General features: G+C 68.8%; 5 protein-coding genes and 1 pseudogene. All 6 read left to right on the forward strand.

The window, feature by feature from the left end; all coding sequences use genetic code 11:
• The gene (locus ACZ5U5_RS11355; RefSeq protein WP_469019506.1) at positions 1-381 is read left to right on the forward strand and encodes a hypothetical protein; all 381 of its coding nucleotides are present in this window, start codon (positions 1-3) and stop codon (positions 379-381) included.
• Positions 374-6,700, forward strand: a complete 6,327-nt coding sequence (locus ACZ5U5_RS11360) for an amino acid adenylation domain-containing protein (RefSeq protein WP_469019508.1) — start codon at positions 374-376, stop codon at positions 6,698-6,700. The genes ACZ5U5_RS11355 and ACZ5U5_RS11360 overlap by 8 nt, the downstream gene beginning before the upstream one ends.
• Positions 6,690-12,503 carry an amino acid adenylation domain-containing protein gene (locus ACZ5U5_RS11365; RefSeq protein WP_469019509.1) on the forward strand — a complete coding sequence of 1,938 codons (5,814 nt, stop codon included), beginning with the start codon at positions 6,690-6,692 and terminating at the stop codon, positions 12,501-12,503. The genes ACZ5U5_RS11360 and ACZ5U5_RS11365 overlap by 11 nt, the downstream gene beginning before the upstream one ends.
• Positions 12,504-13,352 (forward strand): ABC transporter ATP-binding protein, encoded by an 849-nt coding sequence (locus ACZ5U5_RS11370; RefSeq protein ID WP_469019510.1) that lies wholly within the window; start codon positions 12,504-12,506, stop codon positions 13,350-13,352. It begins immediately after the preceding gene.
• Positions 13,352-14,152 carry an ABC transporter permease gene (locus ACZ5U5_RS11375; protein WP_469019511.1) on the forward strand — a complete coding sequence of 267 codons (801 nt, stop codon included), beginning with the start codon at positions 13,352-13,354 and terminating at the stop codon, positions 14,150-14,152. The genes ACZ5U5_RS11370 and ACZ5U5_RS11375 overlap by 1 nt, the downstream gene beginning before the upstream one ends.
• A 375-nt stretch (positions 14,153-14,527) precedes the next feature.
• Positions 14,528-15,150: pseudogene (locus ACZ5U5_RS11380) on the forward strand (transposase family protein); the annotation flags it as partial.
• Between the last annotated feature and the right edge of the window lie 170 nt (positions 15,151-15,320).

The following is a 15,320-nucleotide window of genomic DNA, read 5'->3' on the forward strand; positions in this document are numbered from 1 at the left end:
ATGCCGATTCTCGGCAGACATCAGGCACAGGAGTCGCTACGTGGCGTGGAGGACGCTTACCTGACCCATGTCGCGACGGACACCGCCCTGCTGCACGTCGTCGACGACATTGACCACGTCTTCCGTGCGGCGACCTCGGTGTATCTCGTGGAGCAGCAGGAGGGGCACCGCGACTTCGACACGAAGACGCTCGGACGGCTCGCCGCCGCGGGGCAGAGAATCGAGCCGCGCGATCTTGGCCGGGGCACGGTCCTCTCACCGTTCGGCCTGGGCATCCCCGCTCTGGCCGTGGCCTCTCGGGTACACGACGTCGCAACGACAGCCGGCGCAGGCGTCAAGGTCAAGGACTTTCTGCCGGCAGGGGAGCGCGGCCATGTCTGAGCTCTCAACGCTGCAGCGGCAGCTACTGCAACGACTGATCCGAGGCGGTGGCGCGGCCTCGGCAGCACCCGTGGCGGAGATGATCCCCAGGCGCGGAACCACGGGCCCGGTGCCGCTCTCCTACGCTCAGGAAGCGGTCTCGCTCGTCGAGCGGCTCGCCGACGAAGTCCCGCTGTTCAATCTCGTGGCGGCCGACTGGATGCCCCCGCAGACGTCCGTCGAGGACTTCCGGCGGGTGTTACGGCGCATCTCCACCCGGCACGATGCACTGCGCATGGCACTTCGCACGGACGATGGCGTTCCCAGCCTCACGGTGTCCGATTCTGTCGAGGTCGAGATCGCCGAGCTCACCGCCGACGGGCAGGATCCGGACGCGGCGGCGCAGGAGGCGGCGCTGGAGTTCGGTGCCCGTCCGTACCGGCTCGACCAGGCGCCACTGTGGCGTGCCGGCATCGTGACTGTCCCCTCCGGAGCGCGGCTCGCCGTGATCGGCGCCCACCATATGGTGTTGGATGCAGGCTCCCTCGGGCTGCTCGCCGCAGAGGTGACCGGTGTCCTTCCCGATGCGCAACTGCCCCTCGGTTTTGCGGACTTCGCCGTATGGCAGCGGGATCAGGTGGAGCGCGGCGCGCTTCGGGCCGACCTGGACTACTGGCGGCGCGAGCTGGCCGAGCTGCCACAGCCGCTGCAGATGCCCACGGACCGGCCGCGGTCCGCCGTGCGTGATCTCTCCGGCAGCACCGTCCAGCGCGAACTCCCGGCCGAAACCGTCGCCCGGGTGCGTGAGGTGGCCCGGGATGAGGGAGTCACCACATACATGGTCCTGCTCTCCGCATACGCGGTTCTCCTCCACCAGTACTCCCGGGAAGAAGATCTGGTCATCGGCGCCAGTGTCTCCGGTCGTAACCGGCCGGAGCTGCAGCGCCTCCTCGGCATGTTCGTCAACATGGTGGCGATCCGGGCGTCGTTGCACAGCAGCCCCACGTTCCGGCAGCTGCTGCTGCAGCTCCGGAAGCAAGTCTCCGGGGCGCTGGAGCACCAGAACCTCCCCTACAACGCGCTGGTCCGCGAGCTGAGGCCCGGATACGGACGCAACCGCCCGCCGCTTGCGCAGGTAGGGTTCAACATGCCGCTCGGCGAGAACGCCGAAGCGCTGACCTCGGTGCCGCTGCCGATCACGCCACAGGGATCCCAGCTCGATCTGACGCTGCACGCCGTGCCAATCGGGAACGGCGGTATCCGGCTCGAGCTCGAGTACGCGACGGCACTGTTCGACAAGGAAACCGCTACGGGCATCCTCGAACACTTCGTATCGCTCGTAGCCACGTTGACTGTCGATCCTTCCGTCGAGGTGAAGCGGCCACCGCTCGAGCCGGTTGAAGGCTGGGACACCGAGGAACAACGGGACCAGTCCACGTTGCCGGCCCTTTTCGCCGCACAGGCGAAGGCCACTCCGCAGGCGATCGCTCTCATCGACGGCGGACGGACGCTGACGTATGCACAGCTGCAGGAGGACGTGGAGCTGCTGGCCGCGAGGCTGCGGCTTCCCACGGAAGCGCGTGTCGGTGTCTACATCGGGCGCAGCGCCGAGGCGATCACGTCGGTGCTGGCGATCTGGCGGGCGGGTGGGTGCTATGTACCGCTTGACCCCGAGCACCCGTTCGCCCGCACCCGGCACCTCATGGAGGACGCCGATGTCGCGGCGGTGCTGACCATACGTGCCCACGCCGGGAAGCTGAACGGCGTCGACGCGCCCGTCATCTGCGTGGACGAGCCGGCCGAAGGCACAGCCCGGCCGCGGGCGGTGGATCCGGGGCAGGCCGCGTACGTCATGTATACGTCGGGCTCCACCGGTGCGCCCAAGGGCGTTGTCGTGGCGCACGCCGGCATTGCCAATCGTGCTCAGTGGCCGGTCAGGGCCGGAGATCTCGCACCGGGCGACCGGATGCTCAACAAAACCGCACTCACCTTCGACGCCTCGGTGTGGGAGATGACCTCGCCCCTCGTAGCCGGCGCCACCGTCGTGATCGGGCAGCCGGGGTTGGAGCGGGACCCGCAGGCGATGCTGGCCGCGGTCGCGGCGGAGGAAATCACCGTGCTCCAGGTGGTGCCCTCGGTGCTGCGACAACTCGTCGCCGCCGAGGGTTGGGAGGCGTGCACGCGGCTGCGGCTGCTCCACGTCGGGGGCGAGCCACTGGACGCGGAGCTCTGCACAAGGGTGCACACGCTATCCGACGCCGGAATCATCAACGGCTATGGTCCGACGGAGTGTTCGATCGAGGTGACCGCGCACCGGTGGGACCCACGGCAGGAGGCCGGGCCGGTGCCGATCGGCACCGCGCTGCCCGGCATGCGCGTCCTCGTGCTCGACCCGGAGGGCAATCCGGTCCCGTCGTATGCGGTCGGAGAGCTCTATGCCGGTGGCGTGGGCGTGGCCCGCGGCTATACGGGCATGCCGGACGGCACCGCGCAGAGCTTTGTCCCGAGTCCGGCCGGCCCGCCGGGAGCACGGTTGTACCGCACGGGTGACTTGGTACGGATCAAGGCCGACGGGGTGCTGGAGTTCGTGGGCCGCGTCGACGAGCAGGTGAAGGTCAACGGCGTACGCGTGGAGCCAGCCGAGGTGGAGCGGGCCCTGCTGACCCACCCAACGGTGCGTGCCGGCGCGGTGATCCCCCGTCCTTTGCCGGACGGTGGGCGGCAACTCGTGGCGTACCTGACCGCCGATTCCCGACCGGACCAGAGCGAGCTGCGTGCGCACCTGCTGAGCAGACTGCCCGAGGCGATGGTGCCGGCGGTCTTCGTGCTGATGGAGGCGCTGCCGCTGACGTCGAGCGGCAAGGTGGACCGCGCCACGCTGCGCGAGCGCGGAGTGCCGGGGACGCCGAGTGCGGAACAGGTGGCGCCGCGTGATGACGTGGAGCGGGCAATCGCTGACGAGTGGAAGAAGCTGCTCGAGCTGGACGAAGTGTCCGTGCACGACGACTTCTTCGCGCTGGGCGGCCACTCGCTCCAGATCGGGCTGCTGGCGACCCGTCTCGACGTGAAACTGCCGCTGACGCACTTCTACGCAGAGACGACCGTGGCAGGCCAGGCGCGTCTGCTGCGTGCGGCCGAGGAGCGCTCAGCAACGGACGACCGGATTCCGCGAATATCGCGCGCAGGTGCGCTGTCGGCCTCCAGCGGGCAGCAGCGGCTGTGGATGGCCGAGCGGCTGCGGCCGGGCAGCCCGGCGCAGATGGTCCCGGTCGTGCTGGACGTGCCAGCAACCGCAAGCCTCTCCGAGGTAAGGTCCGCGCTGGGGCGTGTCGTTGCCCGGCATGAGATTCTGCGCACCCGATACGCGCTGGAGGACCACGGTCTGGCGCAGGTGATCGGCCCGCCCTTCGAGCCCGAGGTCGAGGACGCCGCCGGGACGGCGCCAGAGGAGATCGAGCGGCTTGCCGCGATCCCCTTCGACCTGGCCAAGGGCCCCGTGCTGCGCGGCCGGCTCGTGAGAGCCGCGCCGGGCCGGCAGTCCCTCGTGCTTCTCGTGCACCACATCGCCTGGGACGGCGCCTCGACGCGCACGCTGGAGGCCGAGTTCGAGCAGGCGCTCGCGGGCACCCTCGACGCCGAGCCGCCGCGAGTGCAGTACGCCGACTTCGCCGCATGGCAGGCGGACCCAGCGACTGGCCGGGACGGAGCTGAGCTCGCCTACTGGTGCACCAGGCTGGCTGGCGCCGACGCCACCGAACTGCCTGCGGATCTGGAACGGCCGACTGTATGGAAGGGAAACGGGGAGTCGTTCGCATTCACCATCGCGCCTGAGGTGGCCGCCGAGCTGGAACGGCTGGGCCGGTCGCGGAGCGCGACGCCGTTCATAACGTTCCTCGGAGCCTTCAACTGCCTGCTCACGGCGGTCACGGAGCGCGCCGACATCGTGGTCGGCACGCCCGCCGCCGGTCGCCCGAGCGCCGGAGTCGCCGACCTCGTCGGATACTTCGCAAACATTCTCGTGCTGCGCACGCAGGTCGATGCGGACGGCTCCTTCCTCGACGCTCTGGCGTCGACCCGGCGGGCCGCGCTCGAGGCGTACGCGCACCAGGACGTGCCGTTCGACCGGGTGGTCGACAGCCTGCGCCTCGAGCGTGATCGATCGCGGAATCCACTGTTCCAGATCATGTTCGAGGTTGCGCAGGAACCTCCGTCATACCTGCGCGACCTGACTGGCAGCACCGATCCGGCGTCTCTCAGGATTCCCTGGCCCACCGCCATGTATGACCTCACGGTCACACTCGTCCCACAGCCGGACGGCGGGTACCTGGGCATCGCCGAGTTCGCCACAGACATCTACCGACGCTCGTCCATCGAGCGCCTGCTGCGCCGCTACGTGGAGCTGCTCGCCTTGCTCGCGCACGCTCCCGAGGCACCGCTGAACCGGCTCCTAGCTCTGTCTGAGGTGTCGGCGCCGCCGCGCACGCTCCCGGCGATCCTGGCACACCGGGCGGCTGAGCGACCGGGGGCGATCGCTGTCGCGCAGGGCGGCGAGCGGCTGAGCTACGCTGAGCTGGCCGAGCGGGCCGGCGCGCTGGCGGGCGCGCTGCGCGCTCAGGGCGCGGTGCCGGGAACTCTCGTCGCGGCATGCCTGCCACGCTCTATGGACATGGCGGTCACCGCGCTCGGAGCGATGTGGGCCGGAGCGGCCTACGTGCCGCTCGATCCGGCCGCGCCGCCGCGTCGCCTCGCAGAGCAGCTGGAACGGATACAGCCGGCGGCTCTGATCGTGCCCGACGGCTACACCGGCCCGAGGACCGACGGCGTTCATGTGCTCACTGCGACACACCTGGTGGCGCCGGTGCTGCCGGAGCCCGCTGCCACGGCGGGCGGACTCGCGTACGTCGTCCATACCTCCGGCTCGACAGGCGAACCCAAGGGCGTCATGGTCGAGCACGAGGTCTACCTGGAGCACTGCGAGAGCGTGCTAGAGCGGTACGGACTGACCGGCGTGGACCGGGTGCTGATGAGCAGCCCACCGTTCGTGGACGTCATGCTGGAACATCTCGGCATGGTGCTGGTCGCCGGTGCCACCCTGGTCCTCGCCGGGCCGGAGCCGTGGAGCCCGGCAGAGCTGCCGGACCTGATCGCTGCGCAGGACGTGACGTATCTCGACCTCCCCCCGGTCGCCTGGCGCGACATGGTGGAACGGCTCGGCGCGGGGGATCCGCGCGTCGAGCGGCTGCGGGTGGTCAATGTAGGCACCGACGTGGTCCGCGGCAGTGATATCCAACACTGGCTCGAACTCTGGGAGCACGCAGGGCGCGACGCGAGCCAAGGTCCCCGTTTCATCGCGAGCTACGGGCCGACCGAAGCGGTAGTGACCTCCACGCTCCACGAGCCGTCGGCGGCCGGGGCACGGCAGCTCGCGCCGCAGGCCGTGGCTCCGATCGGCACTGAAGTCGCCCCGGCCACCGGCTACATTCTCGGGCCCGAACTGAACGCAGTGGCCGAGGGAGAAGTCGGTGAGCTCTATTTGGGCGGGCCGAGCCTCGCGCGCGGATATCTGCACCGCCCCACGCTCACCGCCGAGCGCTTCGTACCCGATCCGTTCACCCTGGTGCCCGGCGCGCGCATGTACCGCACCGGCGACCTGGTGAGTCGGCGTGCCGACGGGGTGATCGACTTCCATGGGCGCGCCGATCGCCAGGCCAAGGTCGATGGGTACAGGGTCGAGCCGGCCGAGATCGAGGCTCATGTGTCCACGCACCCAGGTGTTCGAGCTGTGAGCGTCACCGCGTTCGACGGGGGCCTGGCCGCCTACGTCGTGCCGGGCGACACCGCACCGACGGATGCGGAGCTGCGTGCGCACCTGCGCGACCGGCTGCCAGCGTATATGGTGCCGCGGCACTGGGCCCGGGTCGAAGAGCTGCCCCTGACCGGCAGCGGGAAGGTAGACATCAGCCGCCTGCCGCCAATGACACCGGCGGCACCGGGACCGGCTGCCGGGCAGGGCGGGCCGGACGACGGAGTAGCCGGTCTGATCAGGTCGGTCTGGCAGGACGTGCTCGGGACCGATCGCTTCGGTGACAGGGATGACTTCTTCGAACTCGGAGGAAATTCTCTGATGGCGACGAGGATCCACATGCGGCTCCAGGATCTCTTCGGCGTCACCGTCCTGCTCGGAGAGGTCTTCGAGAACACCACTCTCCAGCAGCAGACGAAGCTCGTCATCGCTGCTGTGACCGAGGACGTGACGCGTCTCGGCGACGAAGACGTGGCGGCGATGCTCGGCGATACCGGGGGCAGCGCCGGTGAACAGGAGGCTATCGATGGAAGGTAAGGCGCCCATGACACCGGACCCGACCACGGCGGACAGCGCGGAGCTGCGTCGGCGCCTCATCGAGCGGCGCCTGGCTGGCCAACGTGGCGGCGCAGGACAAGGGAAGCAGTCGGTCGGCGGCGCCGACGACGGCCCGGTGCCCCTCTCCTCGGCACAGCGGCGGATGTGGTTCCTCGATCGCCTCAACCCCGAGGGCGTGGACTACCTGGTGCCGCTGGTGCTGCGGCTCCGCGGCCCGCTCGATGTCGGTGCGCTGCGATGCGCGCTTACGGCCCTGCAGGAACGCCACGCCGTCCTGCGTACCCGCTACCCCATGTCCTCGGGTGAACCGGTGCAGGTCACCGAAGCGCCGTCCGACGTGGATCTTCCCCTGACCGAAGTGCACGAGTCCGAGCTGCCGGCCTTGCTGGCCCGGGAGGGCGACCGCGGTTTCGACCTCGCCGCCGGCCCTGTATGGAGGGCGAGGCTGCTGCGGCTGGACACCGACGATCACGTGCTTGCCTGCCATCTGCATCACATCGTCTGTGACGGCTGGTCCATCGACCTGCTCTGCGACGACCTCGGCAGGCTATACACCGCCCTGCGCGCCGGTACGGCCCTGCCACCGCCACCGCAGGCCCAATTCCGCGAGCATGCGCGCCGCGAGGGCGCCTACCTGGGCTCACCGGAGGCGAAGCAGGCCGTCAGCTGGTGGACGGATCGGCTGTCCGACTCCACCGAGCTGGATCTGCCCACGGACCGGCCGCGTACGGCACCCCGGGATCCGGCGGGCGCCCGCGTCGTGTTCACCGTGCCGGCCCGGACAGCGGCCGGTGTGGCGGGGCTGGCCCGTGAGCACAAGTCGACCTCCTATGTCGTTCTGCTGGCCGCGTTCGCGTCACTACTTTCCCGGCAGTCCGGCCAGACCGATGTGTCGATCGGCGCCCCCGTCGGCGGCCGCACCCGTCCGGGGACCGAGAAGATCGTTGGTCCGTTCGTCAACACGCTGGTGTTTCGCTGTGATTGCCCGGGGGGGCTGACCTTCCGCCAACTGATCGGCCGGGTCCGTGAGTCGCTGCTCGCCTCCGTCAGCCACCAGGAGGTGCCGTTCGAGCACCTCGTAGAGGTGCTGCGCCCCGAGCGAGACCTGTCACGCAATCCGCTGGTGTCCACGCTGTTCCTGCTCGAAGAGGCGGGCAGAGGCGCACCCGCCTCGTTCGACGGGCTCGAAATGGCTGATGTGCCGGTGCCGCCCGCCGGCGTCAAGGTGGACCTTTCCCTCGGCCTGCGCATGGGCGGCGCGGACGAGCTGTTGGGTGCACTCGACTACGCCACCGCCCTGTACGACGCGACGAGTGTCGAGGAATTAGCCGCCCGATATGTGCGGCTTCTCGAGGCCGCGGTGGCCAATCCGGACGAACCGTTGTGCCGGGTGGATCTGCTCGATGACAAGGAGCGGGCCTGGCTCGAGCAGGCCGCGGGCGGGCACGTTACGCCGAGGAACGAGCTGCCCCTGCACGAGCTCGTGCGGCAACGAGCAGCGCTCACCCCCGACGCCGGTGCGCTCGTCGCCGAGGGAGTGAGCTGGACCTACCGTGAGCTGGACGAGCGGACGGACCGCCTGGCGCGCGCACTGCGGCATGCGGGCGTCGTGCGCGGCGATGTGGTCGGAGTGTCCCTACCGCGCAGCGCCGACCTGGTCTTCGCACTACTCGCCGTGCTCAAGGCGGGGGCCGCGTATCTGCCGCTGGAGCCCGAGGATCCGGCGGGGCGGCTGCGCGACCTCGTCGCCGACTCCGGCGCGGCAGTGGTTGTCGTAGACCCCGGTCGGGCCGAGCTCTTCACCGAGGTGGCAAGGACCGTGGCGCCCGGAGATTACGCCGGCACCGACTTCCACGGCGACCCGACCACCGGCGAAGAGCCGCTGCCAGACGTCGGCCCGGGCGATCTCGCCTATGTCATCTACACGTCCGGCTCCACCGGACGTCCCAAGGGTGCGATGGTCGAGCACGCTGGCATCGTCAACCGGCTGGAGTGGATGCAGGAGGAGTACGGCCTGCGTCCTGGTGATCGCGTGCTGCAGAAGACGCCGTTCACCTTCGACGTGTCGGTCTGGGAGTTCTTCTGGCCACTGATCACCGGTGCCACGCTCGTCGTCGCTCCTGTCGGTGCGCACCGCGACCTGCAGCAGCTCGACGCTCTGATCCGTGCCGAGTCTGTCACTCATGTGCACTTCGTACCGGTGATGCTGGACGCCTATCTCGCCGCCATCGACGCGGTGCCCCCGCAGCTGCGCCACGTACTCTGCAGCGGCGAGGCCCTGCGGACGGAGACCGCGCGGCGCTTCGCCTCCAAGTCTGCGGCGGCGCTGCACAACCTCTATGGCCCGACCGAGGCGTCGATCGACGTCACCGCGCATCGGGTGGACACGCCGGGGACTGGCGCGACCGTGCCGATCGGCGCTCCGATCAGCAACATCGTGGTCCGCGTGCTCGACCCGCACCTGAACCGTGTGGGCATCAACTGCCCGGGCGAGCTCTACGTCTCGGGTATCGGGCTCGCCCGCGGATATCTGCACCGGCCCGAGGCCACTGCAGATAGGTTCGTCCCAGATCCGTTCGCTGCGGAGCCCGGGGCCCGCATGTACCGCACCGGCGACCTGGTCCGCTGGCGGGCCGACGGCACGCTGGAGTTCCTGGAGCGCATCGACGCCCAGGTGAAGCTCAACGGTGTGCGCATCGAGCTCGGCGAGATCGAGTCACGGCTCGCCGGAAGGCCAGGCGTGCTCGCGGCCGCGGCGGCGATACGCCGGGGACAGCTGGTCGCCTACGTGATTCCGCGCGCCAGCTCCGGACTTGAGCCGGGAGAGCTGCGTGCCCACCTGTCCGCGGTGCTCCCCGCGTCGATGGTGCCCGCGCGGTACGTCTTCCTCGAGGAGCTGCCACTCACCCGCAGCGGCAAGGTGAACCGGCGCGCGCTGCCCGCCCCCGAGTCCCAGCGCGAGACCGGGAACGAATACGTGGCACCGGGCGACGCGACGCAACGGCTCATGGCCTCGGTCTGGGCCACCACGCTCGGCCTGGACCGGGTCGGGGTCACCGACGATTTCTTTGCGCTGGGGGGCGACTCCATGCGTGCCGTCCGGCTTGTGGGAGGGCTGCATGAGCGCGGCATCGTCGTGAGCCTGCAGGACCTGTTCCAGTACCGCTCCATCGCCGGGCTCGTCGCCGCGTCGGCGATAGGGACGCCGGCCGTCGGCACGGAGCACGGTGAGGATCTGGCCGTTGCGCCGTTCGCCCAGATCGCGGAGGAAGACCGGGCACTGCTGCCGTCGGGGGTAACGGACGCGTATCCGCTGTCGCAGGTGCAGTCCGGGATGTTCTACGAGCTCATGGCCGATCAGCGGCGCCGACCCTATCAGAACGTCACTCTCTACTACGTCGACGACGGTAAACCGCTGAACGCAGCGGCCCTACGCGGAGCGGTCGAGCAGGTTATCGGCCGCCATGACGTGCTGCGTACCTCCTTCAGCCTGACGACCTTCAGTGAGCCCCTGCAACTGGTGCATGCGACCGCCCACGTCAACGCGGTCGTCCAGGACCTGCAGGGGATGGCCGAGGACGAGCAGAGTGAGCTGATCCGGGCCGCTGCTCAGGCAGAGCGCTCGGTGCCCATGAACTTCGGTGCGGCGCCGCTGTGGAAGCTGCTGGCGTACCGGACCGGACTCGCGACGTGGTGTCTGGCATGGGTGGAGTGCCACGTCATCCTGGACGGCTGGAGCCACAACTCGCTGTTGAGCGAGCTGATGGGGCGCTACCAGGCCCTGCGCGACGGTGCGGCGCCGACGCCGTCCACGCCGCCGGCCCGCCGCTGGGCGGAGTTCATCGCCATGGAGCGGCGCGCGATCGCCTCGGGGAGCGACTACTGGCGGGGTGTGCTCAAGAGCCACGAGAGTCTGCGGCTGCCCGGGGAGTGGGGCGGCGAGCAGGGTTCCTCCCACACGGTGCTGCGACTGATCGGCGCCGACGTGGAGCGTGTCAGGGAACTTGCCGCTGCTGTGGGCGTGCCCGCCAAGAGTGTGTACCTCGCTGTCTTCTTCAAGACACTGAGCTCGCTGACACACAAGAGCCACTTCCTCTGCGGGCTTGTGTCCAACGGGCGTCCCGAGGCCGCGGGCGGCGACGAGGTGCTCGGCATGTACCTCAATACGCCACCGCTTACCGCCGTCCGGCCGACGGGCACGTGGCGCGAGTTAATTCACGCGGCAGCGGCCGCCGAGGTGTCCCTGCTGCCCCATCGGCGGTTCCCGCTAGCCGATCTGCAAAGCCTCGCTGGCACAACGCGGCCGCTGGTCGAGGCAGTGTTCAACTATCTCGACTACTACGTGCTCGAAGGCAGCGGCGTGCAGGTGTATCGCACCGACGACGACAGCCCAAACGAGTTTCCGCTCGAGGTCACCGTGCTGCCCGGGGCGATCGACTTCACGGCGGCGCCGGAGCGGGTGCGGCCGGAACCGCTCGACTGGCTGGCCGATGCCTATTGCCTGGTGCTGCGCCAGATACTGTCCGACGTAGACGGCAAGGCGACAGAACCGCTGCCGGTGCCGGCCGAGCTCATGCGGCAGACGGAACGCGCTGTGCGGCCGCCCACGCCCGAACGTGCCCCGGTCGGGTTCGGCGTGCTCGCGCACTCTGAACTGACGGCGGAGATCGTGGCGGTCTGGCGGGAGGAGCTGGGCGCCGGTGCGCTCGGTGTCGGGGAGGACTTCGTAGAGGCCGGGGGCGACTCGCTGACGGCGATGCGCATCGCCGCCAAGGTGAGCAAGCGGATCGGCAGGACGGTCTCACCGACCGACGTGCTGGCACAGCGCACCATCGCGGGTCTTGTGGCCTGGCTGGAAGGCGGCCCGGAAGCCGTGACAGAGAGCGTGCCGGTACCTCTTCCGCGCGAAGAGACCCAGGTCGGCATGCTGTCGCTGGTGCGCACGGCGCCCGGTGCCGACATAATCTGGTTCCGGGACACGGGCGGCACCGCGACCTTGCACTGCGTGCACCCGGGCGGTGGCAGCGCGCACTGGTACCAGCAGCTGACCGATCAACTGCCGGCATGGCTGGATGTGGCCGCGTTCCAGCATCCGGGGCTGACGGAACCGGACTTGGCCGCGTGCTCAACAGAGCAGCTGGCCCGGCGCTACCTTGAGGAGTTGCGGACGAGCCGCCCCGAGGGCCCGTACCACCTTTTCGGCTGGTGCGGGGGCGGGCCGGTCGCCTGGGAAATGGCCTGCGACCTGCGCGAGTCGGGGCAGGACGTCAACCTGATGCTGCTCGATCCGGTGCTGCAGGTGCCCGGTGCCGTCGCCACGACGTCCGACCTGGGCCTGCTAACCGAGTGCGACGAAGCTTACGAGCAGCTCGCCCGTGCGACCATGCCCGAGGAGGCTGCGGCGCTGCAGGCCCGCGTGGCTGAGCTCCTGCCCCGTGTGGTGATCGAATCCCTCCACGATGCCCTCGATGAGCCGGACCTCGCAGGGGTCTGGCCGGTCGCGGTGCGGAGCTGGCGCCACCAGATTGAAGCGCGGCTCCCCTACCGGTACCGCAAGTTCGATGGTCGGGTGAGCCTGTTGGCGTGTGACGAGCTCGCGGGTGAGCAGCACGACAGTCTGGCAGGACTGAGGTTTTCCGCGTATGTCGAGCGGTGGAATGCACTGACCGACGAAGATGTGCGGGTGTACCGTCTCGGCGGAGGAAACATCACCTCCATGCTCTCACCGCACTCCGCGCGTACCAGCGCACTGCTCGCATTCCTCATCACGGAGGTCGGATAGTTGAGTAATGTGGTGATACGGATCGCCGGGCTGCACAGGCGGTATGGCTCCGTCTGCGCAGTGAATGGCCTCGACCTGGAGATCCACCGGGGTGAGATCTGTGCTCTGTTGGGGCCCAACGGCGCGGGCAAGACCACCACGGTCGAGATCCTCGAGGGGCACCGCAGGCGTGACCGTGGCGAGGTCATGGTGCTCGACGCCGACCCCGAAGCTGCTTCTCTCGACTGGCGTCGGCGCATCGGGATTGTGTTGCAAGAGACGAGCGACGCGGCCGAGCTCACCGTCGAGGAAAGCATCCGGCACTTCGCTGGGTACTTCCCGGATCCGTTGGATCCGGTGGAGCTGTTGCAGCGGTTAGGTCTGAGCGATGTGGCGTCACGTCGCGTACGTACGTTGTCCGGAGGCCAACGTCGGCGCCTCGATGTCGCGATCGGACTGGTGGGTCGGCCCGAGTTGCTCTTTCTGGACGAGCCCACGACCGGTTTCGATCCGCAGGCCCGCCGGGCGTTCTGGGACCTGCTCCGGGACATTCGGGCCGAGTCCGGGACCACGATCCTGCTGACCACTCACTACCTCGACGAGGCCGAAGCACTCGCCGACCGGGTCGCGGTCATTGCAGCGGGGCGGGTACTGGCCATTGGCGACCCGGCGACGCTGGGTGGTCGCATGTCCGGGCAGGTGACGGTCACCTGGATGGAAGGCGGACAGATGCGCACCGCGCAGGCCGATGACCCCGGCGCATTCGTTACGGACCTGACCAGTCGGCTGGGCTCGGAGGCATTATCCGGGCTGTCGGTCAGCCGCCCAAGCCTTGAGGACATCTATCTGCGCATGATCGAGGAGCGATGATGGGATCGGGGCTTCGTTTTGGCCTGGCGCGTGGATCGGTGGAGCTCAAGACATTCTTCCGGGAGCGGGACACCGTTCTGTTCACATTTGCCCTGCCGGTCGTGCTGTTGCTGCTGCTTGGAGCGGTCTTCACTAGTGAATATGACGACACCGGGGTCACGGCGAGTCAGTATTTCGCCGCGAGCATGATGGCGGCGGGAATTGCATCGACCGCATTTGTCAATACGGCGGCAAGCGTATCCTCTGACCGTGCTGACGGAACTATCAAGCGACTGCGCGGATTGCCTGCACCGCCATCTTCTTATTTCTACGGCAAGGTGGCCCTCGTGCTCGCCGTTGGCATCGGCGAGATTCTGCTCTTGCTGGCCACAGGGATACTCGTATTCGATATGGCCGTTCCCGATGAAGCTGGCCGATGGTTCACGGCGGTCTGGGTATTCCTGCTGGGGACCACGGCATGCACGCTGCTCGGCATCGCGATCTCCACGGCCGCGCGGACCGCGCGCGGAGTTGGCGCTGCGGCCAACCTTCTGTATCTCGTTCTGGCGTTTATCTCGGGCATCTTTATCACACCCGTCAGCGCAGTGCCGCCGGTGCTCCGAGACCTTGCTGCGTTGTTTCCGTTGAAGTGGATGGCGCAGGGGTTCCGTGCGGCATTTCTTCCCGATGACATGGCCTCTCGTGAACTGGCGGGGAGTTGGGAACTGGGCAGGGTCGCCCTCTTTCTGGCGCTCTGGTGCGTCGTGGGCCTCGTACTCAGCCTGGCCGCTTTCGCACAACGGGCCCGTCGGGAATCCTGATTCCGCCGCGACACCGCTGCGGCGACCTTGGCGCGGCGTGATGGTGCTCTAGAGGGCGGCCTTCGCGCCGGACCCGGGTCAGGCCCGGCAGTCGTTATGGGTGCTGGCCGCGGCCGGCCGGTCACGACAGCCGCGGCCGGACGAGCACTCGGCATCGCTGCGAACCCACACGCTCACACATCCACCGCGAATACCGGACACGACGTATCGGACAGCGAGTCGGCGAGTAACTCGCATACCGCTTCGGCATCCACGTGCTTTTGGCCAGGGCGGCGTAGGTGCTGCTGCGACCATGCCGGTGCAGCCCGTCCAGCGATTATTCCTGCGGAAGCGCGTCAGGTTGGCCTGCCTCTGGCGGGCCAACCTGACCCTGAGGTGCGCGAGCACACCACTTTGGCGAAGATCGCCACCGGGTTCGGGATCAGCGAGTCCACCGCCCATGCCTACATCAGCGCGGTGGTCGACCAGCTCGCCGCGCGTGCGCCGGGTCTGCTGAGGACGCTGCCCGAGCATGATCCCGACTTCGTCCTGCTCGACGGAACCCTCGCCGAGTGCGACCGGGTCGGTGACGGCCGGGCCGACTACTCCCACAAGCACCGGCGCCACGGTGTGAACGTGCAGGTCGTCACCGATCCCGGCGGCCGGCTGCTGTGGCTCTCGCCCGCCCTGCCGGGCCGCCGCGCCGCACTCACGACCTGACCGCCGCCCGCACCCACCGGATCATCCGCATCTGCGAACGCCAGGGCGTTCCCATCGTGGCCGATCTCGCCTACCAGGGCGCCGGTCCGTGGCTGACCTCGGACATCAAACGCAGGCCCCTGCAGGAAACTGACCCCCACTGAGAAGACCCGCAACCGTGCCCTGGCCGCCACACGGGCACCCGTCGAACGCGCGTCGCCCGCCTGAAGCCCTGGCGGATCTTCCACAGGTCCCGCTGCAGTCCCAACCGCATGACGTCAATCGCCAAGGCCATCCTCACACTGGAGCTGCACCGCTGAAGAAACCCAGTGATGAATTCGGAGGTCGGTCGGAGGCAGCGGACAGGCCGTCGGGCGCCGGAGGGGGTTCCCGCGGCCAACGGCCCGTTTAAGGGCTGGGGGAAAGTGTCCCCAGAGCGGGTCCCTTTTACCCCCAAGGGTAGACGGTGATGTTGACGAGGTCCACACAA

This window comes from Streptomyces sp. NPDC033177 (genome assembly GCF_055577715.1).